Source organism: Rhodoferax potami (genome assembly GCF_032193805.1).
GTDB lineage: Bacteria > Pseudomonadota > Gammaproteobacteria > Burkholderiales > Burkholderiaceae_C > Allorhodoferax > Allorhodoferax potami_A.
On the sequence record NZ_JAVBIK010000001.1, the window covers coordinates 1407031 to 1433956 of the forward strand.

Sequence of the window (26926 nt, forward strand, 5' to 3'; positions counted from 1 at the left end):
CAAAAGCACTTTTTGAGGCTTAAGTAAGTCTGTAACTTTTAAACCTGTGGAGCACTCCTAACTCCGAAAAAGCGCTATTTTTCCGGTTTGTGCCCCAACGGACTCAAGAATATTTCAGCCCTGCCGTAATACCGTGGAGAGGCCGTATTGTTGAAGTGGGTGACACGGGTCACCTGCCTAGCGGCCAGAAATTGCCAGCAGACACCTAATCCGAGAGGCTCCCCATGACCACGATCACCATCTCCGGCGGCGACAGCAACCTGACTTTGCCCGGAAACATCGACACGATCGTGGGCGGGACGGGGGTGGATGCCATCACCATCAGCTCCCAGCTCACCGATGTCAGCAACACCCTGATCGACTTGGGCAGTGGCACCGACTCCCTGACGCTCGGCAACTTCAACAACACCGGCACGATTGCGAATATCGAGTCTGTCAGCGGCAACTCCGGGGCCGACACCCTCACCCTGATGGCCTCCAGCACCGGTGTCACCATGGACCTTGGCGCAGGCGCTGACAGAGTGACACTCTCCACCGGCACCAATAGCGTCACCCTGAGCAATGTGGAAACGGTGGTCGGCGTCGCGGGCGATGACACGGTCACCATGGGTGGCTCTTTCGGCGCAGCCAGCGTCAGCCTCGGCGCAGGGGCCGATGCGCTGACCCTCACAACGGCGGTCACCTCCGGCGCTTTCGACTTGGGCGCCGACTCCGACAGCATCACCTTCGCCAACGGCGTGAACTCGGTCACGGTGGCAGGGGCTGAAACCGTTACTGGCAACGCCGGGGCCGACACCATTACCCTGACCACGTCCATCGCTTCAGCAGGGGTTATTGACCTTCTCGGGGGCGTTGACACCTTGACCTTGGCGGCAGGCGGCAACGTGGCCAGCATCTCTAATGTCGAGAGCATTTCCACCGCAGGCGCTGGTGCAGACGTCATTACCTTGGGCGCAGCACAAGCCAGTGGCGCGATCAACCTGGGCGACGGTGCCGACCAGATCACCCTGGCCGGCAGCGCCAACACCCTCACCCTGTCGAATATTGAGTCGGTGACCGGCAGCACCGGCAACGACACCTTGACATTGGGTGCCGCACAAACCGGCGTGTTTGACTTGGCCAGCGGCAGCGACACGCTGACCCTCGCCGCGGGCACCAACCTGATCACCGCATCCAACGTTGAATCCGTAGTGGGCGGCACCGGCGACGACACGGTGGCGCTGCAAACTGCGGTGACCGGAGGCAACTTCAACCTCGGCAGCGGCGCCGGGGTGGACACCTTGACGCTGGCCGATGGAACCAACACCCTCGCAGCGACGGGCATTGAAACACTTGCCGGCGGCACCGGTGACGACACCATCACCATGGGAGGCACCGTCACCAATGGCGTCTACCAGCTAGGCAGCGGCACGGACACCATCACGCTGGCCAACGGCACCAACAGCCTGAGCGCCACCAATGTGGAGACCATCGCTGGCGGCACCGGCGCTGACAGTGTCACTTTTGGCGCAGCCATTTCCGGCGCAATCGCCAATCTGGGCGCAGGCAGTGACAGCCTCACACTCGCAGCGGGCGGCAACATCGTCACCGCCAGCGGCGTTGAGCTCATCACCGGCGGAGCCGATGCGGATGAATTGACACTGACTGCCGCGCTCTCCGGCGGCACGATCGATCTGGCCGCAGGTGCTGACCGACTGACTCTCGCAGCAGGCGGTAACACCATCACGGTGTCCAACGTGGAATCGCTTACCGGCGCAGTCAATGCTGACAACATCACACTGGGAGCCAGCCAGGCCAGTGGGACCATAGACCTCGCAGCAGGCTCCGACACCTTGACGCTGGCCAACGGCACCAATGCGCTGACGGTTGCCAATACCGAAACCGTCACCGGCAACTCCGGCGGTGACAGCATCACCCTGAGCACCACCGCCAACAGCGGCGATATCGTGAACTTGGGCGCTGGAACCGACAGCCTGACGCTCTCCAACGGCGCCAACGTCATCACCGCCACCGGCGTCGAGTCGGTCACCGGGGGAACCGCTGCCGATTCTGTCACCTTCGGTGCGGCGATTGCCGGTGGCACTGTCGACCTAGGGTCTGGCTCCGACAGCCTGACCCTGGCCAACGGCACCAACACCATTACGGCTGCCGGTATCGAAAGCATTGCCGGCAATGCGGGTAACGACACCGTTGCGCTGACCGGCACCGTGACCGGCGCCACCTATGACTTGAAGGCCGGTACCGACACCCTGACCCTGGACGCCGGCACCGGCGCCAACACCCTGACTGCCAGCGGCGTCGAGACCCTGACCGGCGGCGGCGGGGATGACGATGTCACCTTGACCGGTGGCGTGACCGGCGGTTCCTACACACTGGGCGCAGGCGCAGACAAACTGACCTTGGGCGGAGCCTCCACCCTCACGCTGGACGGCAGCATCGAATCCCTGGTCGGTAGTACCGGCGCAGACACTATCACCATGAGCGCGGTGGTTGCCACCGGCACCACCATCGATTTGGGACTTGGCTCAGACAAGCTGAACCTTGCCGACGGCGGCAACACCATCACCCTGAATGCATCGGTAGAGACGCTGGTGGGCGGCGCCGGCGCAGACCTGATCACCTTGACGCAAAGCGTGATCAACATGCAGGTGGACAGCGCAGGCGGAGCCGATCAGCTGGTGCTGGCCAACGGCGCCAACATTTTGCAGGTATCAAACCTGGAGTCCATCACCGGCAACGCCGGGGCAGACCAGATCACTTTGCGCACCGGTGTCACCAACGGCCAGTTCAACCTGGCCGCGGGCACGACAGACCGGATTGTGTTGTCCGATGCCGACAACAGCCTCACCACCACCGCGGTCGAAACAGTCACCGGCGGTACCGGTGCCGACACGCTGGTTTTGGCAGACACCAGCACAGGAGGCGTCTTCAACTTGGGGGCCGGCACTGACAACCTGACGCTGTCTACTGGCGCCAACACCCTCACCGCCTCGAACATCGAAAGCATCACAGGCGTTGGTGGCGATGACACCGTGACGCTGGGCGCTGCAAGCACCAATACCGTGATTGACCTGGCCGGTGGTACCGACCAACTGAACCTTGCCGATGGCACCAACGCCATAACCGCCAGCAACGTGGAAACCATTGTGGGCAACTCCGGTGCCGACACGGTCACGCTGGGCGCAGCCCAAGGTGCTGGTGACATTGACCTAGGAGCTGGCGCTGCCGACAAACTGATCCTGGCAGCAGGCGGCAACACACTCACGGTCGCGGGCGCGGAAAGCCTCCTGGGCAACGGCGGAGCGGACGTCATTACGCTAGGCGCGGGCATCTCCAATGCTCTCATCGACTTGGGTGCCGGCGCTGACGTACTGACCCTCTCGGTCGAAAACCACAACATCACCGTCTCCAACATTGAAACACTCACCGGTGGCGTCGGCGACGACGTGGTGACCTTCAACACCTTGACCACCACTGCCGGCGTTTACGACCTTGGCGTGGGCAACGACCAGGTGATTCTGGGCAACGGCACGGCTGCCAACGGCATCACCGTCAGCAACGTCGAAAGCTTCACCGGTAGTTCCGCGGCAGACACCGTAACCTTCGGAGCGGCTGTGGCCAGTGGCACCGTCAACCTTGGCGCAGGCGCCGACAGCCTGACCTTGGCCGCAGGCGGCAACACCCTCACCGTGTCCGGCACCGAAAGCATTACCGGCGATGCAGGCGCTGACAACATCACCCTGGCCGCAGCCATCAACGGCGCGACCATCCATTTGCAAGGCGGCTCCGACCAACTGACCTTGGCGAACGGTACCAACGCGGTCACTGCCACGCAGGTGGAATCGATCACCGGTGGAAGCGGCGCAGACGCTGTCACGCTGGGTGCAGGCACGACGCTAGGCACCATCGATCTGGGCAGCGGTACAGACACCTTAGCCCTCTCTGCCGACGGCGGAACCTACACCGTCACCGGCGTAGAAACCACCACCGGTGGCGTGGGCGCCGACCTCGTGACATTGGGCAGCGCCGGAAGCGGCATGACCGTAACACTGGGCGCAGGCACTGACGCGCTGACACTCGCCAGCGGCACCAACACGGTGACCGCGGTCGATGTCGAAAGTGTGACCGGCGGCGCAGGCGCCGACACACTGGTACTGACCAATGTGGCCAACACCCTCACGACTGCGGGGGTGGAATCCATCCTCGGCGGCACCTTGACCGACACCCTCGCCCTGACGGACATCACCAACGCATTGACCGTTTCGTCGATTGAAAGCATCAACGGCGGCACCCTGGACGACAGCATCACTCTCGGTACATCGGTCACCGGAGCCGTCTTTGACCTCAACACCGGCATCGACACATTGCGGTTGGCCAGCGGCACCAACAGTCTCACAGCCACCGGTGTCGAGAGCGTTGTCGGTGGCGGCGGAACCGACACGCTAACCCTGGCGGGCAATGGCTCTGCGGTCACCGTCTCCGCCATCGAAACCATTGTGGGCAGCACCGGTAATGATGCGGTGACCCTCAGCACCATTGTCAGTGGTGGCAGCTTCGATCTGGGCAGCGGCACCGACACCCTGAATCTCGCCAACGGTGGCAACACCTTGACAGTGAGCGGCAACATTGAGACCGTTGTCGGCGGCTCGGGCAATGATTTGATCACCGTCGGCAGCGCTGTCACAGGCCTGACCTATGACCTGGGCGGTGGCACTGCAGACCGACTCACGCTCTCCAGCGCGGGCAATAACACCATCACTGCGGTAGGGATTGAGACCATCCAGGGTGGAGCATCCAACGACAACATTACCTTTACTGCTGCAGCCTCCGGTATCAGCATTGACCTGGGTACCGGCTCCGACACCATCAACTTGGCAGACGCGGCCAACACCCTCTCACTGAACGCCACAGTGGAGACCGTGGTGGGCGGTACGCTGACTGATGCGATCACCCTCACCACTGCAGTGACAGGGGGCGTTTACCAGCTCGGCTCCGGCGCCGACAGCCTGACCTTGACCAGCACCGCGGCCAACTCGTTAACTGCCAGCGACATAGAGACCATCACCGGAGCGAACGGTGACGACACCATCGCGTTGGGCAGCGCCATCACTGGCGGTGTCATCAACCTCAACGCCGGCAACGACAGCCTGACCCTGTTCAACGGCACCAACAGCCTGACCGCAACCGGCATTGAGTCCATCACCGGTGCAGGCGGCGACGACTCCGTGACATTGGGCACCGCAGTGAGCGGTGGCACTATTTCCCTCGGAGCGGGCAACGACACCTTGACCCTGGCAGGTGGTGTGGGCTCCACACTGACCCTGGACACTACGGTAGAGACCGTCGTGGGCAGTGCCGGTAACGACACCATCAACCTGAGTGCTACCGTCAACAGCGGCAGCTACGACCTAGGCGCAGGCGCAGGCGACCGATTGAACCTGTCGGGTGGCAACAATACGCTCACACTGGGCAATAGCATTGAGAGCCTGACTGCCGGCGCAGGCGATGACACCATCGTGCTCACGGCCGGTGTGGCCAATATGCGCCTCGACCTCGGTGACGGCACAGACAGCCTCACTCTGGCCAATGCCTCCAACAGCGTGACACTGTCCAACGTGGAGTCGGTCACCGGAAACGCAGGGGTTGACCAAGTCACATTCCTCACGACCCTGAGCAGCGGCCAAATCAATCTGGGCGCAGGCACTGCCGACAAGGTCACCCTGACCAACGGTGTCAACACCCTGAGCACCACCGGTGTTGAAACCGTCCTGGGCGGCACCGGGACTGACACCCTGACCTTGGCAGATGCAGCAACCGCGAGCCAGATCGACCTGGGTGCAGGCACAGACGTGCTGAACCTCGGCAACTTTGCCAACACACTGACCGTCAAAAACGTGGAAACCCTGGTGGGTAACGCCAACGCAGACACGGTCGCCTTGGGCAATAGCGTCACCGGCGCACAAATCGACCTCGGTGCCGGTGCCGACGTCCTGACGCTCTTCGATGCACCCAATAACCTGACGATCACCAACGTCGAAACCGTAGTTGGCGACTCCGGCGCAGACACGGTCACCTTGTCGGCCAGCGTTGCAGCGCTGAATGCCAATCTAGGTGCGGGCAACGACACCTTGGTATTGGCCACTGGTGGCAACACCATCAGCGCGACCAATGTGGAAACCATCACCGGCAACGCGGGTGATGACGTCATTACCTTCGGCGCCGGCGTTACCGGCGGCGTAGTGAACCTGGCAGGCGGTACCGGTGACTCCTTGACCCTCTTCAATGAGGACAACGTGCTCACACTGACCGGCGTTGAGACAGTCGTGGGCGACTCCGGATCGGACACGATCACGCTCACCGACACTGCAGCGGTTAACGTCAACTTCGGGGCCGGCACAGACACCTTGAACCTGGCCAACGGCGCCAACACGCTCACTATTAGCAACGTGGAAACGCTCAACGGCGGCAGCGGCAGCGATGCGGTGACTTTTGGGAGTGCCTTGACAGGCACCGTCGTCAACCTCGGCTCCGGCTCCGGCACCGACAGCCTGACCCTGGCCGATGGCACCAACACTGTCACCACCCAAAACGTAGAGTCGGTGTCGGGCGGCACCGGTGACGACACCCTCACGCTAGCGGTAGCCGCCACTGGCGTGACCATCGACCTGAAAGCCGGCAGCGACGCCCTGATTCTGGCCAATGGCGTGAACACACTCAATGTCAGCAACGTAGAGTCGATCACCGGCGGCTCCGGCGCTGATACCCTGACCCTGGGCGCTGGCAGCTCCGCCGGCACCATCGACCTCGGCAGCGGTGCCGACGCACTGACCCTCTCCAATTCGGATGGCGTATTCACCGTATCCGGCGTAGAAACGCTAACGGGTGGCACGGGTGCAGACACCATCACCCAGTCTGCCGCCGTCTCAGGCGCCATCATCAACCTGGGCAGCGGCACTGACAGCCTGACATTGGCCAACGGCACCAACACCGTCACCGCCAGCGGCGTGGAATCGATCACCGGTGATGCCGGCGCCGACACGGTCACCCTGAGCGCAGCCACCACGACGGCCAACCTCGATCTGGCAGCGGGCACCGACCGCTTGGTGTTGGCCAACGGCACCAATGCTGTCACTGCGGCCAACATCGAATCCATCGTGGGCGGCTCAGGAGCCGACACCCTCACGCTGACAAATATCGCCAACACCCTGTCGGTCTCGGGCATTGAGAGCGTGGTGGGGGGCACACTGGCAGACGCACTGACCCTGGGCGGCGCGGTGACCAACGCGGTCTACGACCTGGGCAGCGGCTCGGACAGCCTGACACTGTCGGGCGCAGCGGCCAACTCGCTGACCGCCACCGGGATCGAAACCATCACCGGCGGAAACGCGGCTGACACGATTGTGTTGGGCGCAGCCATCACCGGGGCCAGCATTGACCTGGGCTCCGGCGCTGACAGTTTGACGCTGGCTGCAGGCGGCACCACGCTGACAGTGAGCAACGTTGAGACCATTCTTGCCAGCGGCAGTGGCGACGACAGCATCACCCTCGCCACCAGTGTCTCTGGTGGCTCTGTGGACTTGGGCTCTGGCACTGACACCCTGACCCTAGGCGCCTCCGGCAATGCACTCACCGTGGGTGCATCGGTAGAGAGCCTGGTTGGCGGCGCGGGCGACGACATCGTGACCTTGAACGGCGCTGTCAACGGCCTGAGTTACGACCTCGGCGCCGGTTCCGGCGACAAACTGATCCTGTCCGGTGCAGGTGCCAATGCAGTCACCGTCAACAACATCGAAACCATTTCCGGCACAGGCTCGGTCAACGACACCGTCACCTTCACCGCGGCAGTCAGCGGCATTACCGTGGACCTGGGTGCAGGCACCGACCAGGTGGTGCTGGCCAATGCGATCAACACTTTGTCCCTGAATGCCACGGTAGAAACGGTCACCGGCGGCACATTGGCAGACAACATCACGCTGACCAATGCCGCCTCAGGCACGGTGTACAACCTGGGCGCAGGCACCGACCGCTTGACCCTGGCGGGTGGCACTAACATAGTGACCGCCAGCGATGTGGAAAGCATTGTGGGCGGCTCCGGCGCGGATGATGTCAGCCTGACCACTGCGACCAGCAATCTGGTGCTGGACCTGGGCGGCGGAACCACCGACAAACTCACACTGGCCAACGGCGCGAACACTGTTACCGCGAGCAATGTGGAAACCATTGCGGGCAATGCCGGCGCCGATATCGTGGTCTTGGGCTCGGTCATCAGCAACGGTAACATTGACCTTGCTGCGGGTGCAGACCAATTGGTCTTGGCCAATGGCAGCAACAACCTGACCGCCACCGGCATTGAAACCATTACCGGAGGTACAGGCGCAGACACCATCACCTTGGGCGCCGCCCAGAGCAGTGGCGTATTCAACCTCGGGGCCGGCGTCGACCGCCTCACCCTCTCCGGCGCAGCGGCCAACATCTTGAGCCTGGATGCCAGCGTGGAGCAAGTCATCGGCGGCGCTGCAGGCGATGCGCTCACGCTGACCCAAGCTGTCTCCGGTGCAGTTTACGACCTCGCAGGTGGCAGCGATAGCCTGACCCTAGCCAGCGGCACCAACTTGCTGACAGCCTCCAACGTCGAGTCGGTAACCGGCAATGCCGGCGACGACAACGTGACGCTAGGCGCTGCCATCAGTGGTGCCAATATTGACTTGGCGGGTGGCAACGATACCGTCCAACTGTCCAGCGCAGGCAATAACACCGTCACCCTGGCCAACGTCGAGTCCGTCTCCGGTGGCGGCAGCAATGACAACGTGACCCTGACCACCGTACTGTCCGGCGGCACCGTCAATCTGGCCGGCTCCAACGACAGCGACCGTTTGCAGCTGGCCGATGGCGGCAACGTCGCCACCATCAACAACGTGGAATCGCTCACGGGCGGCAACGGCAACGACGTTATCACCATGACCAACGCCAGCCCGTTTAACGCGGTGGTGGACCTTGGCGCAGGCAGCGGCGACCAGATCACACTGGCGGCCGGTGGCAACACCATGACCCTCAACAATGTGGAGTCGGTTGAGGGCAATGCGGGTGCTGACGTCATCACCTTCGGCACGGCCGTCGCAGGCGCACAGCTCGACCTGGGCGCTGGTGTCGACAAGCTCTTCCTGGCAGCCGGCGGCAACACCGTGACCGCTTCCAACCTGGAGAGTGTCTCCGGCGGCGCTGGCGATGACGTCATTGCCCTGCTAACCACGGTGACTGCGGGCAACTTTGACCTCGGCTCCGGCAGCGACAGCCTGAGCTTGGCCGATGGCACCAACAGCCTCACCGCCAGCAACTCGGTGGAAACCATGACCGGTGGATCGGGGGCAGACACCGTCACCTTCACCGGTGGCGTGAGCACCGGCGCTTTCAACCTTGGCGCAGGCAACGACACCTTGGTTCTGGCCAATGCCGCCAACAGCTTTACCGTCAGCAGCACCGTGGAGAGCGTGCTCGGGAACTCCGGTGCCGACACCCTGACCCTGGACGGTGCCGTGACCGGCAACACCTACGATTTGGGCGCAGGAGCGGACCGCCTCACGCTTTCGGGTCTGGGCGCCAATACCCTGACACTGAATGCTTCCATCGAATCGCTGGTGGGCAGCTCTGCTGACGACACGATTGCCTTGTTGGCCGCCGTCAGCGGCCACAACTACGACCTCGGCGCCGGCAATGACCAGCTAACGCTGGCCGACGGGGCCAATACCCTGACCCTGGCCGGTATTGAGTCTGTGCTTGGTGGCACCGGCACCGACACCTTGACCCTGAGCGCAGCCCAAACCAGCGGCACGATTGATCTGGGTGGCGGCTCCGACAAGATCACGCTGTTCAACGCCAACAACACCGTATCGCTGGGCAATGTCGAAACCATTGTGGGCAATGCTGGCGATGACTTGATCACGCTCACCACCGCGATATCGGGCGGCTCCGTCAGCCTGGGCGCCGGTGCTGACGTGTTGACCTTGGCCAACTTCAACAACAGCCTGTCGATTGATGCCGCTATCGAAAGCCTCGTGGGTGGTGATGCGAATGACTCCGTCACCCTGACCCAGATCGTGGCTGGCAACAGCTACGACTTGGGCTCGGGCACCGACACCTTGGTGCTGCTTGCCACTGGCAGTGGTGCCAACTCGGTTACTTTGTCGAATATTGAATCGCTCAAGGGCGGCTCAGGGGCAGACACCATCGCCTTGGCCACCACCGTCACCGGTGCCGTGTTTGACTTGGGTAGCGGCACAGACAGCCTGACGCTGGCGAATGGCACCAACACCCTCACCGTGTCTGGCGCCGAAAACATCACCGGCAATTCGGGTGATGACAACGTGACCCTGGGTGCCGCGGTTACCGGCGGATCCATTCTGTTGGGCTCGGGTACCGATACCTTGACCCTCGCCAACGCGGCCAACACCCTGACCGTGGGCGCAGATATCGAAACCTTGATCGGCAACGCCGGGGCTGATGTCATCAGCCTGGCGACCGCAGTGACAGGTCGCACCTATGACCTGGGTGCTGGCAGCGACCGCCTGATACTCGCTGATGGCACCAACCAGATCACCGCCGCCAACATCGAAACCGTCACGGGCGGCACCGGTGATGACAGCATCACTCTGGCTGCTGCGACCAGCGGTGGCTCCTTCAATCTGGGCAGTGGCACCGACATACTGACCTTGGCCGACTTCAACAACACACTGAGCCTGAACGGCTCGGTCGAGACGGTGGTGGGGGGCAATGCCAACGATACGATTACCCTGAGCGCCACCGTCACTGGTGCCGTGTACAACCTTGGCGCCGGCACCGACAAACTGACCTTGCTGGCCACAGGCTCCGGCGCCAACTCCCTGGCACTCAGTGGCGTCGAATCGGTTCTGGGTGGTTCCGGTGCTGACGCCGTCACCCTGACGACCCAAACCACCACAGGCAACTTCAATCTGGGCAGCGGTGCAGACACCCTGACCTTGGGCAACTTCGACAACACCTTGACGGCGACCGGTATCGAAACCATTGTTGGCGACAACGGCAACGACACAGTCACCCTCGGCGCCGGTCTGTCGGGCGTTACCAGCCTGGTGCTGGGCGCGGGCACAGACATCTTGAATCTTGCCAACGCCGCCAACACCATCACGCTGGGCAGTGACATTGAAACCGTCACCGGCAACTCCGCCAACGACGTGATCACGCTCAACGCAGCGGTTAATGGCAATGTCTATAACCTGGGTGGCGGTGCAGACGCGCTGACCCTCTCTGGGGCTGGCAATACAGTCACCTTGAGCGGCGTGGAGACCTTGACCGGCAGCTCGGGTGCGGACCTCGTGACCTTGAGTAGCGCGCAATCCTCAGGCACCTACGACCTGGGCTCTGGCGTTGACGTGCTGACCTTGGCTGCCGGGGTGAACACCCTCACGGTGCGCAACACAGAAAGCATTATTGGTACCTCTGGCGTCAACACCATCACCCTCGGCACTTTGGCTACCAACGGCGAGTTTGACCTTGGCGCCGGTCTGGACAAACTGACACTGGCCAATGGTGCCAACAGCGCCACCTTGTCCAATATCGAGACGATCGTGGGCGGCACAGGCGCTGACACCATCACTCTTGCCACCGCGGCCTCGGGCCTGAACATCGACTTGGGTTCAGGCGCCGACATTCTGCAACTCGGAGACTTTGCAAACACCCTCTCACTGGGCAACAGCATTGAAACCTTGCTGGGTGGCGACTTGGTGGACACCATCACCCTGACTGCGGCTAAATCTAACGGAGTCATTGACCTGGGAGATGGCAGCGACAAACTGGTCTTGCTCAATGGTGCCAATACCTTGACGGTTACCAACGTGGAAACACTGGTAGCCAATGCGGGTGCTGACTTCATTACCCTGGGCAATACCGTCACCGGCCAAACCTTCGACCTGGCAGCCGGTATAGACAAGCTCACCCTTTCCGGCACGGGTGCCAACACCTTGACGGCCAGCAACATTGAAACCATTGTGGGCCTCGCCGGCGATGACACCGTCACCTTGAGCGCAGCCGTGAGTGGTGCCAACATCTCGCTGGGCGCGGGTACCGACACCCTGGTCTTGGCTACCACCGGCACCAACACACTCACGCTGAACACCGACATTGAAACCCTGGTGGCAGGCGGTGCGAATGACGTCATCACGCTCAGCGCAGCAGTCGCGTCCCGCAGCTTCGACCTGGGGGCAGGCACGGACCAACTGACCTTGAGCGGCAACGGCAACACCGTCACACTTTCCAACGTCGAAACCGTGACCGGCAGCAGCGGTGCCGACACCGTCACGATCGCCACCAACTTGACAGCCGCCCTGGTGAATATGGGCTCCGGCGTGGACACCCTGGTGTTGGCCGCCACCTCTGGCGTCAATACCCTGGTGGTGTCGAACGCAGAAACTATCACGGCCAATGCCAGCGATGACACCTTAACCCTGAGCACAGGCATCACCAATGGGGTGATTGACTTGGGTGGAGGCGTCAACAAATTAACGCTTGCAGCTCCCGCCAACATCCTCACGCTATCGAATACCGAGAGTGTGACCGGTGGAACGGCTGACGACCGCCTCACGTTTGGCACCCAAATCACAGCGGGTAACTTCAACTTGGGCGGAGGCACCCAGGACACGCTCACTCTGGCCAACTTTGACAACACGCTCACAGCGCTGGGTGTCGAGACCATCGTGGGCAACGCCGGTGTTGACGACATCACCCTTGCCAATGCAGCAGCGGGTGGCTCGTTCAACCTGGGGGCCGGCAACGATGTCTTGCGCTTGTTCAACGGTGTCAACAACATCACGCTGACCAACTCGGTGGAAACCGTCATCGGCAACTCCGGCTCTGACGTGATCACCCTTGGCACCAACGGCGCGACGGGTAACCTCTATAGCCTGGGCGGCGGGGCTGACTCCATCACCTTTGGTAACTTTGTCAACGTGGCAACCTTGGCAGGGGTGGAAACCGTGACCGGCAACTCGGGCGCAGACACGATCACCCTGACTACACAAGCGGTCAACGCGCTGATCAACCTGGCCTCCGGCACCGACACCCTGAATCTGGCGAACTTTGCCAACACCGCCAGTGTGGCTGGCGTGGAAACACTCAACGGCAACGCGGGTGCAGACACCATTACCCTGACAGCTGCGCAAACCGCGGGCGTTTACGATTTAGGGGATGGCCTGGATAAGCTGACCCTTGCCGCCACGGGAAGCAATACGCTAACCCTGTCGAATGTTGAGAGTGTGCTTGGCTCCGGCGGTGTCGACACCCTCACCTTCACCGCAGGTTTGACCGGTACTGTGATCAACCTTGGCACCTTGAACGACAAACTTGTTTTGAGCAACGATGGCAATGATTTCACGGCTGCCAACGTCGAAACCGTCCTTGGCGGCACCGGCAACGATATCGTGACCTTCAGTGCTGCGATCACGGGTGCGACCAGCTTTACGGGCGGTGACGGAGTGGATGAGCTCCGGCTCTTCAACGGCGCCAATGCGTTCACCCTCTCGGATGGCACGATTGAAACCATCACCGGTAACTCCGCCGCAGATGTCATCACTCTGACCGCTGCGGTCAACGGCACCACGTACAACCTGGCAGCCGGCCTGGACTCGTTGACCCTCGGCAACTTCACCAACAACATCACCGCATCGGGCGTTGAGACCATCACCGGCAACTCGGGGGCAGATACCGTCACCCTGACCACGACCCTCTCCAGCGGCGTGATCAACTTGGCAAGCGGCACAGACACCCTGAACTTGTCGAGCGGAGTCAACAGCTTCTCGGTGTCGGGTGTGGAGTTCTTGAATGGCAACAGCGGCAGCGACCGCATCACCTACACCACGGCGATCACCAACGCCACCGTGGACCTGGGCGGTGCGAGCGATACCTTGACCTTGGCAACCAGCGGTACCAATCAGGTGACGATTGTGGGCGTGGAAACGCTGATTGCAGGTGGCGCCAGCGACGACATCACGCTGGGTGAAGTGGCCTCAGGCATGACCTTCAACCTCGGCGCCGGCTCTGACATCTTGCGCTTGTCCGGCAACGGGGCCAACAATGTCACCGCATCGGGTATCGAAAGCATCATCGGTGGCGTGGCCGATGACACGATCACTCTGGCACTGGCCACTGTCGGCTCCCGCCTGGATGGCGGCAATGGCGATGACAGTTTGATCGGCAGCAACGGTGCGGATATCTTGATCGGTGGCAACGGTGCTGACCGCTTCATCTTCCGCGACACCCTGCAATCGAGCATGACCGTGTCCGACACCATCAACGACTTTGTGGTGGGACAAGACAAGCTGGTGTTCGAAGGCCTGGGCAACGGCACCTTCAGCATCGTGAGTAGCTTCAGTAATACGGGCAATGCACAGGCTACTTACGCCTATAACGGCGGCACGAGCACCGGTACACTGTTGATCGACTCTGATGGCAACGGTGCAGCGGACATGAAACTCACCCTGCTTGGAGGTTCCGCGGCGGCGCTCAGCGCTTCCGATTTCCAATGGACTTGAACACGCTCAATGGCCGGACGGCAATCGAAACAGGACACCGATGCACTGTTTTCCCAAGCCCTGTCACTGCAAAGTGCGGGGCGTGGTGATGCCGCCCGCGAGGCGTACAGCGCCGTCCTGGCGCTGGAGCCGGAGCATGCCAACGCCCTGAACAACCTCGGGATCCTGCACAACAGTGCAGGCCAGCACGAAGAAGCGTTGGCCCTCTTTGAGCGCCTGGTACAAGCCACCCCCCACGATGCGCGCGCCCATGCCAACCGCGGCGTGGCGCTCAAAGCGCTGTCGCAATGGGAAGCCGCAGAACAGGCCTACCACGCGGCCTTGAAGGCGGACCCCGCCTTTCACTCTGCCCACAACAACCTGGGCAATCTGCATTACGCACGAGGCGACTTTGCAAAGTCGCTCACGCATTTTGAAGCAGCGTGCGCCCAGCAAACCCGTAACCCGGACTACCGCTTCATGCTGGCCAAGTGCCTGCTGGAGCTGCGCCAGATGGCACGCGCCCGGGCCGAGCTAGAGCAGGTGTTGCGCGCCGAGCCCGGCCATGCCGACGCCTGGGGCACACTCGCCCGCTGGCAAGGCGAGCGGCACTGCATGCCCGAAGCCCTGGCCTGTTTTGAGCGCGGCATCGCGGTGCGGCCGGACTACGCGGGCCTGATCTACAACCGCGGGCTGGCAAGGCTGCTGGCCGGCGACCTGCCCGGCGGCTTTGCCGACTACGAGCGCCGCTTTGACGTGCCCGACTTTCCCTCCAAACGGCTGCAGACAACCAAGCCGCTCTGGCAAGGCCAGCCCTTGCCCGACCAGACCTTGCTCATCCACGCCGAGCAGGGCTTGGGCGATACCTTGCAGTTTTTACGCTATATCGCCCTCTTGCCCAAGCCTATCAAGCGGGTACTGCTATTAATTCAGGAGTCTTTGACCTCGCTTCCGGTGCTCCCCGCCCATGTGGAGCTGGTCCACGAGGGGGCTCCGACACCCCACTTTGATGTGGTCTGCCCGCTCTTGAGCCTGCCGCACCTGCTGGGCCCGCAGTTGCCCGGCACCGATGCGCTCAACATTCCTCAGACGATTCCTTACCTCGCGCTGGACCATGTGCGTAGCGCGGGCTGGGAGTCTCACTTTGCGCACAGCGGTTTGCGGGTCGGTCTGGTGTGGGCCGGTAACCCGAGTCATAAAAACGATGCCAACCGCTCGGTGGACTTTGCAGCCCTTGCGCCACTCTGGAGTCTAGAGGGGGTGCACTTTTATTCGTTCCAGGTCGGTGCGCGCAGTGCCGACCTCGACTCGCTCACGCCCGAGCAACGCGCCAAGGTCACGGACATGGCGCCTTTGCTGCAGAACTTCGGCGATACGGCTGCTGCACTGGTGCATGTGGATCTGCTGGTGTGTGTGGACACCAGCATTTGCCATGTGGCGGGTGCTTTGGGTATTCCCGTGTGGCTGTTGATTCCGTGGATGCCGGATTGGCGCTGGTTGCTGCACCGTGAAGACTCCCCCTGGTACCCCAGCCTGCGCATCTTGCGCCAGCCGGCCTACCGGGATTGGGATTCGGTGCTGCACACGCTGGGCAAGGATTTGAAGGAGTTGGCCCATCCGCAGTCGGCTGGTGGCAAGCGCCGCCAGCAGGCCACCCATGCGCTGGTGGAGCAAGGGCGTGTGCTACTGGAGCGCAATGAGCCGGCGCTGGCCCGCCCTGCCTTCTGGCAGGCCTTGCGCGAGTGCCCGACCCACGCGCGGGCCGCCAGTGCCCTGGCCATTGCGGCCTTCCGTGCAGGCGACACACATGCCGCACTCATGCTCGGTGCCCGCGCTTGCCGGCAAAGCCCCAACGATCCCGAAAATTGGTCGAACTGTGGCGCCTACCTCAAGGCAGTGGGAGACCTGCCCGCTACGCTGGCCTGTTTTGAGCGCGGCATCGCGGTGCGGCCGGACTACGCGGGCCTGATCTACAACCGCGGGCTGGCAAGGCTGCTGGCCGGCGACCTGCCCGGCGGCTTTGCCGACTACGAGCGCCGCTTTGACGTGCCCGACTTTCCCTCCAAACGGCTGCAGACAACCAAGCCGCTCTGGCAAGGCCAGCCCTTGCCCGACCAGACCTTGCTCATCCACGCCGAGCAGGGCTTGGGCGATACCTTGCAGTTTTTACGCTATATCGCCCTCTTGCCCAAGCCTATCAAGCGGGTACTGCTATTAATTCAGGAGTCTTTGACCTCGCTTCCGGTGCTCCCCGCCCATGTGGAGCTGGTCCACGAGGGGGCTCCGACACCCCACTTTGATGTGGTCTGCCCGCTCTTGAGCCTGCCGCACCTGCTGGGCCCGCAGTTGCCCGGCACCGATGCGCTCAACATTCCTCAGACGATTCCTTACCTCGCGCTGGACCATGTGCGTAGCGCGGGCTGGGAGTCTCACTTTGCGCACAGCGGTTTGCGGGTCGGTCTGGTGTGGGCCGGTAACCCGAGTCATAAAAACGATGCCAACCGCTCGGTGGACTTTGCAGCCCTTGCGCCACTCTGGAGTCTAGAGGGGGTGCACTTTTATTCGTTCCAGGTCGGTGCGCGCAGTGCCGACCTCGACTCGCTCACGCCCGAGCAACGCGCCAAGGTCACGGACATGGCGCCTTTGCTGCAGAACTTCGGCGATACGGCTGCTGCACTGGTGCATGTGGATCTGCTGGTGTGTGTGGACACCAGCATTTGCCATGTGGCGGGTGCTTTGGGTATTCCCGTGTGGCTGTTGATTCCGTGGATGCCGGATTGGCGCTGGTTGCTGCACCGTGAAGACTCCCCCTGGTACCCCAGCCTGCGCATCTTGCGCCAGCCGGCCTACCGGGATTGGGATTCGGTGCTGCACACGCTGGGCAAGGATTTGAAGGAGTTGGCCCATCCGCAGTCGGCTGGTGGCAAGCGCCGCCAGCAGGCCACCCATGCGCTGGTGGAGCAAGGGCGTGTGCTACTGGAGCGCAATGAGCCGGCGCTGGCCCGCCCTGCCTTCTGGCAGGCCTTGCGCGAGTGCCCGACCCACGCGCGGGCCGCCAGTGCCCTGGCCATTGCGGCCTTCCGTGCAGGCGACACACATGCCGCACTCATGCTCGGTGCCCGCGCTTGCCGGCAAAGCCCCAACGATCCCGAAAATTGGTCGAACACCGGTGCTTTTTTCAAAGCGGCGGGCGATTTACAACGCGCCTTGCAATGCCAGCTCACTGCCGTCCAAAGAGCACCCGGTAGTCCGCAAGCCCAAGCCAACCTGGGCAATACCTTGGGCGCTTTGCATCGCTGGCCGGAAGCCCTTGAGGCCACCCGCAAGGCAGTGGCTTTGGTGCCCGGCTCCAGCGAGTACGTCTACAACCTGGGCATTGCACTCAAAGAAAACGGGCACTTCGAAGATGCCTTAAGCGCCTTTCGCAAGGCACAGCAAATGGCCGGCGGGCATGTGCGTGCGGCATTGCACGAATCCTTGTTGGAACTGCTAACCGGCGACCTTGCGGCCGGCTGGCGCCACTACGAAAGCCGCTGGGCCCAGCCCGACGCCAAAGAGGTGCGCCACTTCGCACAGCCTTTGTGGACAGGGCAGGACATTGCAGGCCAGACCATTCTGGTCCACGCAGAACAGGGATTTGGCGACACCTTCCAGTTCTTGCGCTACCTGCCGCTGCTCGCCGCCCGAGGCGCCAAGGTCTTGCTGGTGGTGCAAAGCGATGTGGAAAGCTTGGCAGAGCGCGTCCAAGGCTTGGCACAGCTGGTGCCCAATGGCAGCGAATTGCCGCCCTTTGACTGGCAGTGCCCGTTGCTGAGCCTGCCCATGGCCTTTGGCACCGTGCTTAAAACGGTCCCTGCCCCTATTCCTTACCTCAGCGCCTCCCCTGAACGCATCACGACCTGGCGCGAAAAGTTGGGCCCGGCCCGCGCTTACCGGGTCGCGCTGGTGTGGGCCGGCAGGCCGACCCACGGCAATGACGCCAACCGGTCGTTGGCACTGCACCACTTGGCCGCTTTGCTGCAGCTGGAGGGGGTGGAAATACTGTCTGTTCAAAAGGGCGAGGCGGTAGAACAAATCAAGGCCCTGACACCCGGCTGCCGCTTGCACAACTTGAGCCCCGAGATCCAGAGTTTTGAAGACACAGCGGCCATCCTGGTCGAAGTGGACGAACTCGTTACCGTGGACACCTCGGTAGCCCACCTCGCGGGCGGGCTAGGGTGCCAAGTGCGGGTGCTTTTGCCCCTTATTCCGGATTGGCGGTGGCTGCTCTCTCGGGCAGACTCACCGTGGTATCCCACTGCGCGCCTGTACCGCCAAACTGCCCGGGGAGCCTGGGCAGAGCCGGTCGCGGCGCTAGTGGCCGATGTTGCCAACGCTGCGCGGGCCCACAGGCCTGAAACCCCATGAACTACGTCAAACGCCCGTCGCCCTTTGTGATCCTGTCCACCAGCCAGGGCACCTTGATCACCAATAAAAACGACTACCGCATGATTGACGCCACGCGTGGTTACGGCGTCGGCTGGCAGCTATTCAACCAGGGCTGCTTCGACCCGGACGAAGTGGGCGCCGCCATCAAGCTGCTCAATATCCGCCACAAGTTTTTTGGCGATGGGGTCGTGGGCTTGGACTGCGGCGCCAATCTGGGCGTGCACACCGTCGAGTGGGCCAAGGCTTTGTATGGCAGGGGCAGCGTGATCGCCATCGAGGCACAAGAACGCATCTACTATGCGCTGGCGGGCAATATCGCCATCAACAACTGCTTCAACGCCCAGGCGATCCACGGCGCCATCGGCTCCGAAGTCGGTGAGCTTGAGATCCCCGTGCCCGACTACCTGCAGCCGGCCAGTTTTGGCAGCCTGGAGTTGCGCCAGACGGCCAAAAGCGAATTTATCGGCCAGACCATCCATGCAGAGCGCAACCAGAAGGTGCGGATGTTGACCATCGACTCGCTAAACCTGACGCGGCTGGACTTCATCAAAATCGATGTCGAAGGCATGGAGCTGGAGGCCCTCGCCGGCGGGCGCGCCACCATCGAGCGGCACAAACCGGTCATGCTGATCGAGTCGATCAAAACCGACAAAGCAGCGCTGTTGAAATTCCTCGAGGAGCATGGTTACCAAACCTTCCCGATGGGCATCAATGTGTTGGCGGTGCACAGCACCGACCCCACCCGCGAACAAATATCGGTACAAAGCTGAGCCGGCGCCATGGCCTACCTGTCATTCACCCGCAACTTTGAAGACGTCATGATCAACCGTGCACTGAGCGCGGTCGACAAAGGCTTTTTTGTGGACGTGGGTGGCTACATGCCCATCTCGGACAGCAACACCTGCGCCCTGTACCAACGCGGCTGGCGCGGCATTGTGGTGGAGCCGCAGGCGCGCCTTCACCCGCAATGGGCCAAACACCGGCCAGAAGACATCCTGGTCGGGGCGGCAGTGGGCGAAGCCGATGGCGAAGTGACCTTCAACGAATTCCCGTGGAACGACCAGGCGGCCACCATCGCACCCGAGATTGTGGCCATGCACCAGCGCGAGGGGCGCGAGGTCAAAAGCTACACCGTGCCCTTAGTCACGCTCAACAGCTTGCTCGAACAGCACCGCCCGCAAGGCGATGTTCATCTGCTGAGCATTGATGTGGAAGGCGCTGAAAAGTCGGCATTAAACGGCTTGGACCGCACCCGCTTCCGGCCATGGCTGATCGTGCTGGAAAGCGTGCTACCCAACCGGCCCCAGGCCAACTACGGTGAATGGGAGCACCTGCTGCTCTCTACCGGCTACGAGTTTGTGTATTTCGATGCGGTCAACCGCTTTTACCTGGCCCAAGAGCACCTGGACCTGCGTCAACACTTCAGCTACCCGCCCTGCGTGTGGGACAACTTTGTCGACCACCGCCTTCACCACGCGCAACAGGTGGCCGCCCAAGCGCAAGGTGAGCTGGCCCAGCTCAAGGCCCGCTTGCGGGAACTTGCCGGCTGAGTGCGTCGCTCAGGCGAGCGACCACTCCGGTCCAGTCGCCACTCGCGTCTTGCCGGAACAGGCGCATCCCCGGATACCAAGGGCTGTCGTCACGCCCCAGCAACCAGCGCCAATCGGGGCTGTAGGGCAACATCAACCACACAGGCTTACCCAATGCAGCCGCCACATGGGCCACCGAGGTATCCACCGCAATGACCCAGTCCATGTGCATGATCAAAGCGGCCGTGTCTGCAAACGAGTGCAGCGAGTCCGCCCAGAGGTGCACCCCCTTAGCCGCGGGGTCCCACGCCAGGTCGGCCGCACGGAACTCCTTCTGCAGGCAGTGAAACTCCGCCGGCCCCGCCAGCAAAGGGGCCAACTGCACAAGCGACATGGTGCGGTTGTGGTCATTTTTGTGCTCCGGCCTGCCGGACCACACCAGCCCCACCCGTTGTCGCCGGGGTGGCCCCAGCCGGCGCCCCCATTCGGCGACCAACTCCGGGTCGGCAAACAGATAAGGCACCTGGGCGGGCACCGACTCTGGGCCGGTTTGCAGAGCTCGCGGAAAGCTGAGCAGCGGGCAGTGGTAGTCAAACGGCGGCAGGGCATCCCCCTGGCGGAGCCACACATCCACACCAGCAAGCGAATGCAGCAAAGGCAGCAAGGGGGCTTGCACCTCCATCAAGACCCGGGCCCCCATGGCCTTGAGTTGAGCGGCGTAGCGGCAAAACTGCACTGTGTCCCCCAGCCCCTGCTCCGCATGCAAAAGAATCGTTTGACCTGCCAGGCTCTGCGCCCCGGTCCAGAGTGGCGCGGTGAAATGGCGCACCGCTGATTGCAGTTGCTCGGTTTTCCAGCGCCATTCGTAATGCGCAAACCCCTTATCGAACTCGCCTCGCAACAAATGGCAAATGGCTAGGTTCAGGTGCGCCCCACTGCATTCCGGATCGAGGGACAAAGCGCGCTGGTTCATGGCCATGGAGCCGTCAAGATCCATCATCTCCTTGAGCAGCGTGGAGCAGTTGACCAGTGCATCCAAGAAATCAGGTTGCAGCGCAATGGCTTGCTGGTAGCTTTGCAGCGCCTCTTGCATACGCCCCATGCGCTTGAGCAAGACGCCGCGGTTGGACCATGCCTGCGCATAGGCGGGCCGCAGCGCAATGGCGCGTTCATAGGCCGCCAGTGCATCGGGAAACGCCTCCAACTCACGCAATGCATTGCCACGGTCCAGACAGGCGACCGCCATATCCGGCTGGCACTGCAAAGCCCGGTCAAAGGCCGCTACCGCGTCTTGCCAGCGCAACAAATCGTGATAGGCCAGCCCCAGGCCATGCCAACTGTGGGCATAGCCGGGCTGAAGGTCCAAGGCTTTGCGGTAGGAGTCCACCGCCAGAAGGCTTTCACCGGTGTCCCGCAGCGCGTTTCCGCGGTTGCCCCAGGCTTGGGCGAAATCAGGTTGCAGAGCGACTGCCCGGTCGTAACAGGCCAAGGCCTCTTGGGGCCGCCCCAAGGCGCGTAGCACCAAGCCGGTGTTGGACAGCACGGCTGCATGATCCGGTTGCAAGCGCAATGCGCTCTCCAGCAGGACCAGCGCCAAGGCATTTTGCCCCATGCGGTGTTGAGTAAGCCCGCGCAAGTGGAGCGCCTCCACATGGCCCGGGGAGCGCGCCATCAGGCGCTCCAGCGCCCCGTCGGCCGCGACATAGTCTGCTTTCGCAAAGTGCTGCACTGCTGTTTGCAGCAGCGTGTCTACCGTGGCGGCATGGGCCGGCTGCAGCGCAGACATGGGAGTCGGGTCAGGGGGTGCCGCGGTTGGGGCTCAGCAGTTCGTCGATGTAAGACACCACCGAGTCCGCCGGCACGCCTGCCTTGTTGAACAAGCGCAAGCGCTGGAAGATATGGTCATAGCGGGCTTGGGCCAAGTCGCGCTGTGCCTGGAACACCTTGCGCACGGCCTCGAGCACATCCGCATTGGTGCGCAAGCCGGAAGCCTGACCCTTGAGCGTGCCCTCCAGCGCTACACGGCTGGCATCGAGCACATCTTCGTAGGCCAGCAACTTGGAGCTGCCCGTTTGAATGATCTGGTAGAGGCGGCTTACTTCAACCTCGAGGTTGCGCTTCTCGTTGAGCCACTCGGCTTCTGCCTTGGTTTTTTCGGCCAGCGCCTGCGTCACCGCGGCCTTGACGGCACCGCCGCTGTAGATCGGGATATTGAGCTGCAAGCCAATCGCACTTTGATTGACCGACTGGTTCAAGCTGCTGATCGACTCATTCCGGCTGTTCGACACGCTGGCAACCAGATCCAGACGCGGCATATGGCCGGCATTACTGCGGGCCACCAGGGCATCGGCAGCCTCCACCAGGTAGCGCTTGGCTTGCACATCTGGGTTGGCGCTCACCGCCTTGTCCTGCCATTCCTGCAGACCCGCAGGCACCAGCGGCGGTGGTGAAAATTCGTCTTCGAGCCGCACCACCAAAGGCTGAGGTACGCCTGTCATGGCCTCGAGGGTGTCCCGGGCACTCATCATCTGGTTTTTGGAGTCTGCCCACTGCACCAGCGTCAGGCTCAGGTTCGCGCGGGCCTCGGCCACTTCGGTACGGGTACCCTCGCCCTGTTCAAACCGACGGCGCATCAGGTTGCGCTGGGCCACCGTGGCGTGCACTTGGGCATGCAGCGAGAGGAATGCATCTTCTGCCAACATCCTCTGCAAATAGGCCACCGCCAAACGGTCCACAAGCTCTGCCTTACGGGCCACAAAAGTAGCCTCGGCATTGCCAACCTGAGCATTGGCTTGGCGGACCCGTGCCGTGCCTTCGAGGTTGAGCAAGGGCGCACGCAAGTTGATGCTTTGCACCGGGGCCCGGTAATCCAGGTTGTTGGTTTTGGCACTGCTGCCGGCTGACGTCGTACTGCTGGGTGCCTTGCACTACGGTGTCAGTAATAGACGCATTGACCGTGGGCAGCACCCCGCTGCGTGCCAATGGCAAGGCCTGTTGGCCCGATGCCAGGGTCGCTTTGGCGGACTGAAAGCGGGCATCGTTCTCCAGCGCGGCACGGTAGGCTTTTTCGAACTCGCCGGCGTGCACCGCAGGCCAGACCGCGCAGAGGGCCAGACCGATCAGCGCAACACGACGCAAGGTATGGGGCGTAAGGGGCGAACGTGTCATGGCTCTATGAGTGCCCGGTGCATCCGGTCCGTCAGTGGCTTGAGCAGATAGCTCATGAAGGTGCGCTCCCCTGTCTTGATGAAAACATCCGCCGGCATGCCGGCCTTGACTTCTTGACGCTGCAGTTTTTGCATGCCATCGGGTGTAACTTCGATGACCAGCTTGAAGTAACTGGCATTCTGCCTTGAATCGGTGGCGGCATCGGCAGCGACCTGCACGATGCGGCCTTCGATCCTTGGCGTGGTAGCTTGATTCAACGCACTGAACAAGATTCCCACCTCCATGCCCGGCTTGACTTTGTCAATCAGGTGGGTAGCCAGAGGGGTTTCGATGCGCAAGACATCGTCTTTTGGAAATATCTCCATCAAAGGCATGCCATTGCTGACCACGCCCCCTACGGTGTGGACGCTCAAGCTCATGACTGTTCCGCTCACAGGGGCCCGCACCTCGGCGTTGCGCACCTCGAACTCCAGTCCGCGCAGCCGGCCCTCCAGCGTCGCCGCTTCGCGCTGAACATCTGACAACTGGGACTCGATATCCTTGCGCTGCTCTTGCTGCCGTGCAGCTACGCGGGCACGCCCCTCGGCAATCGCCTGCCGGGTTTTACCCGCACTGTTAAGGTCTTCCGCCACGCCGCCTTGGATGCTGGCGTACAAGCGCTCTTGCTCAGACACCCGGTTGCGCGGGAAAAAGCCATCGTCCGCCAAAGACTTCTGGTTACGCAGCTCTTCACGCAACATGCGGCTTTGCGACTCCTTGGAGTACTTGGCGGCTTCTTGCCCTTGCACCTGGAACTCCAGACCGCGCAAGGCGGCCTCCATGCTTTGGAGTTCGTTCGCCCGCAACTGCCTGCGGGACTCCAGCAAACGGCTTTGCAAGGCCATGACCTCCATCACCCGTGTGTCTTCTCCCAGCTCCAGCAAGGCGGGGGGAAAATCGATCGTCGATCGCCCCTGTTGCTCGGCCTCCAGGCGTGCTTGGGTGGCCAAGGCAACGAGCCACTGCCCTTGCACGATGCTGAGTTGTGCGCGGGCGCTGGTGTCATCCAGCCGGACCAATACCTGCCCCGCCTGCACCTGGGCGCCATCCCGCGCCAAAATCTCCGCTACTTTGCCGCCTGTCAGGGGCTGCACCAACTTGCGGCTGCCGCTGACCACTACGGTGCCCGACGAGGTCACCGCCGCATCAAGGGGCGCCATGGTGGCCCAGGCCATAAAGCCGCCAAAGCCGAATAAAAGTAACAGCCAGCCCCAGCGGATGGGGCGGGCATCATTCAGGTCCACCGATACCGTAGAGCCGAAGGGGGCGTTTTGGAGCGTGCTACTCATCTCAATCACCGAACTTCAGATTGAATGGCGGCATGCCACTTGCTCCCTCGGGGGCTGCGGGAGCAGGAGCAGCCGGAGCCGGAGGCGCAGCAGTTGCAGCGGCAGGTACAGGCTTCGCCGGAGCTGCTTCAGCGGGTGCCGCAGTGACTGCAGGCGGCTGGCGGTTCACCAGCACTGGAGGAGTCATTCCGCGCGGCGGGCCTGCGGAGTTGGCGGCCGCCGGAGGTGCCGGCGGCGGCTCCATCGGCCGGCCATTGAGTGCAGCCAAGACCTCTTCACGCGGCCCATAAGCCGCCACAGTGCCTTCTCGCAAGACCAATAATTTGTTGGCAGCGCCCAGCGCCGACGGCCGGTGGGTGATGATGACCGAGGTCCGACCGCGTGAGGACAGGTCTTTGATGGCGTCTGTCAGTGCTTTTTCGCCGGCGTCATCGAGGTTGGAGTTGGGCTCATCCAGGACCACCAGCACCGGGTCGCCGTAGAGCGCTCTCGCAAGGGCAATACGCTGACGCTGCCCTCCGGACAATGCCGCACCTGCTGCGCCCACCGGCGTGTCATAGCCCTGGGGCAGCCGCAGAATTTGCTCATGAAAACCCACCCGCTGTGCAGCCACAACGACCTGCTGGGGGTCGATGTCGCCAAACCGGGCAATGTTCTCGGCCACCGTGCCATCAAACAGCTCAATATCCTGAGGAAGGTACCCAATAAAAGGGCCCAGCTCCTGCTTGTTCCAACGAAACAAGTCTGCACCGTCCAACCGCACCGTACCGGACAGTGCCGGCCAGATCCCCACGAGCAAGCGGGCCAGAGTCGATTTGCCCGCGCCACTGGCACCGATGACGGCAACGGCATCACCCGCCTGGATTTGGAAACTGATTTGCTTCAGGATGGCCGCACGCCCACCCGGTGCGGCAGTCACTACATTCTCAAAAGCAACCTGCCCGCTAGGCGCGGGCAACGACATGGACTGAGGCCGTGATGGAAAGGCCTGCAGCATCTCCCGCAATCGCTGATAGGCACTGCGCGCTGCGGCTAGCGAGGCCCAATTGCCCACCAGCCCCTCGGCCGGCGCCAGCGCGCGGCTGGTCAGCAGCGAGACCGCAATCATCATGCCGCCGGTCATCCGCCCGTCCAGCACCAACAGCGCCGCCAACCCTAGCGCCAAAGACTGCATGGCCATGCGCACAAAGCGGGTCAAGCTCTCCATAACAGCTGCGCGGTCACTCGCGCGGGCTTGCAAGCCGATTTCTTGGGTGTGCAGCCCTTGCCAGCGGCGCTGAATCGGGCCCAACATGCCCATGGCTTCGATGACCTCCACGTTTTGCAGGTGGCTGCTGAGTTCGCGTTGGGACTGCATGTTGTACTTTTGCGCCTCGTCCAAGGCGGCTTTGGCCAGCTTTTGGTTCAGCCAGGTGATGGCAACCAGCACCAGCGCCCCGGCCAACGTGAATGCCGCAGCCTCCGTAGAGAAAGACGCAATGATCAAGAGATACAGCGGCGCCCAAGGCGCATCAAATATGGCGATCAAACCCGGGCCGGTCAGTGTTTGACGCAGGGTCGTGAGGTCATGCAGGGGTTGGGTGCTGCTGTTGCCGGGCTGGCGGAGCATGCGCTCGTAGGTCGCGCCCAAAACCCGCAGGCCCATCAAATGGTCCAGCCGGGCACTCACCCGCACCAGCACCCAAGCGCGGATAGTCTCCAGCGCTGCCATGAACAGAAAGGCACCCACCACCAACAAGGTGAGGACGAGCAAGGTGGTTTCGTTGCGGCTGCCCAGCACCCGGTCATACACCTGCATCATGTACAGCGAAGGCGCCAACATCATCAGGTTCAAGAACCCGCTGAACACCGCCACCGTCACAAACGCCGTGCGGAGCTGGCGCAGCGCGTGCCTCAGCTCGTCAGGGGGTGCAGAAGGGGTGGAAGCCATGAGGGG

At 62.4% G+C, this 26926-nt stretch carries 9 protein-coding genes; 4 read left to right on the forward strand and 5 right to left on the reverse strand.

Annotated elements, in window-relative coordinates; translation table 11 throughout:
* Positions 1-224 precede the first annotated feature (224 nt).
* The 4 genes from RAE19_RS06750 to RAE19_RS06765 are packed head-to-tail and all read left to right on the forward strand — an operon-like array spanning position 225 to position 20515.
* Positions 225-14558 (forward strand): M10 family metallopeptidase C-terminal domain-containing protein, encoded by a 14334-nt coding sequence (locus RAE19_RS06750; protein ID WP_313874166.1) that lies wholly within the window; start codon positions 225-227, stop codon positions 14556-14558.
* 9 nt (positions 14559-14567) lie between these two features.
* On the forward strand, positions 14568-18944 hold the full coding sequence (locus tag RAE19_RS06755) for a tetratricopeptide repeat protein (RefSeq protein ID WP_313874167.1): 4377 nt from the start codon (positions 14568-14570) through the stop codon (positions 18942-18944).
* Positions 18941-19735, forward strand: a complete 795-nt coding sequence (locus RAE19_RS06760; RefSeq protein ID WP_313874168.1) for an FkbM family methyltransferase — start codon at positions 18941-18943, stop codon at positions 19733-19735. Before RAE19_RS06755 ends, RAE19_RS06760 begins: the two co-directional genes overlap by 4 nt.
* Before the next feature lie 9 nt (positions 19736-19744).
* Positions 19745-20515, forward strand: a complete 771-nt coding sequence (locus RAE19_RS06765) for an FkbM family methyltransferase (protein ID WP_313874169.1) — start codon at positions 19745-19747, stop codon at positions 20513-20515.
* Here the strand turns inward: RAE19_RS06765 and RAE19_RS06770 are convergent.
* The 5 genes from RAE19_RS06770 to RAE19_RS06790 are packed head-to-tail and all read right to left on the reverse strand — an operon-like array spanning position 20484 to position 26920.
* Positions 20484-22280: a tetratricopeptide repeat-containing glycosyltransferase family protein gene (locus RAE19_RS06770; protein WP_313874170.1), complete on the reverse strand. Its 1797-nt coding sequence runs from the start codon at positions 22278-22280 to the stop codon at positions 20484-20486. The genes RAE19_RS06765 and RAE19_RS06770 overlap by 32 nt on opposite strands.
* Before the next feature lie 10 nt (positions 22281-22290).
* The gene (locus tag RAE19_RS06775; RefSeq protein ID WP_313874171.1) at positions 22291-23349 is read right to left on the reverse strand and encodes a TolC family protein; all 1059 of its coding nucleotides are present in this window, start codon (positions 23347-23349) and stop codon (positions 22291-22293) included.
* Positions 23240-23662, reverse strand: coding sequence for a hypothetical protein (locus tag RAE19_RS06780; RefSeq protein WP_313874172.1), 423 nt, complete (start codon positions 23660-23662; stop codon positions 23240-23242). The genes RAE19_RS06775 and RAE19_RS06780 overlap by 110 nt, the downstream gene beginning before the upstream one ends.
* Positions 23659-24990: an HlyD family type I secretion periplasmic adaptor subunit gene (locus tag RAE19_RS06785; RefSeq protein ID WP_313874173.1), complete on the reverse strand. Its 1332-nt coding sequence runs from the start codon at positions 24988-24990 to the stop codon at positions 23659-23661. Before RAE19_RS06785 ends, RAE19_RS06780 begins: the two co-directional genes overlap by 4 nt.
* A gap of 1 nt (position 24991) precedes the next feature.
* Positions 24992-26920 (reverse strand): type I secretion system permease/ATPase, encoded by a 1929-nt coding sequence (locus RAE19_RS06790; protein WP_313874174.1) that lies wholly within the window; start codon positions 26918-26920, stop codon positions 24992-24994.
* Positions 26921-26926 lie beyond the last annotated feature (6 nt).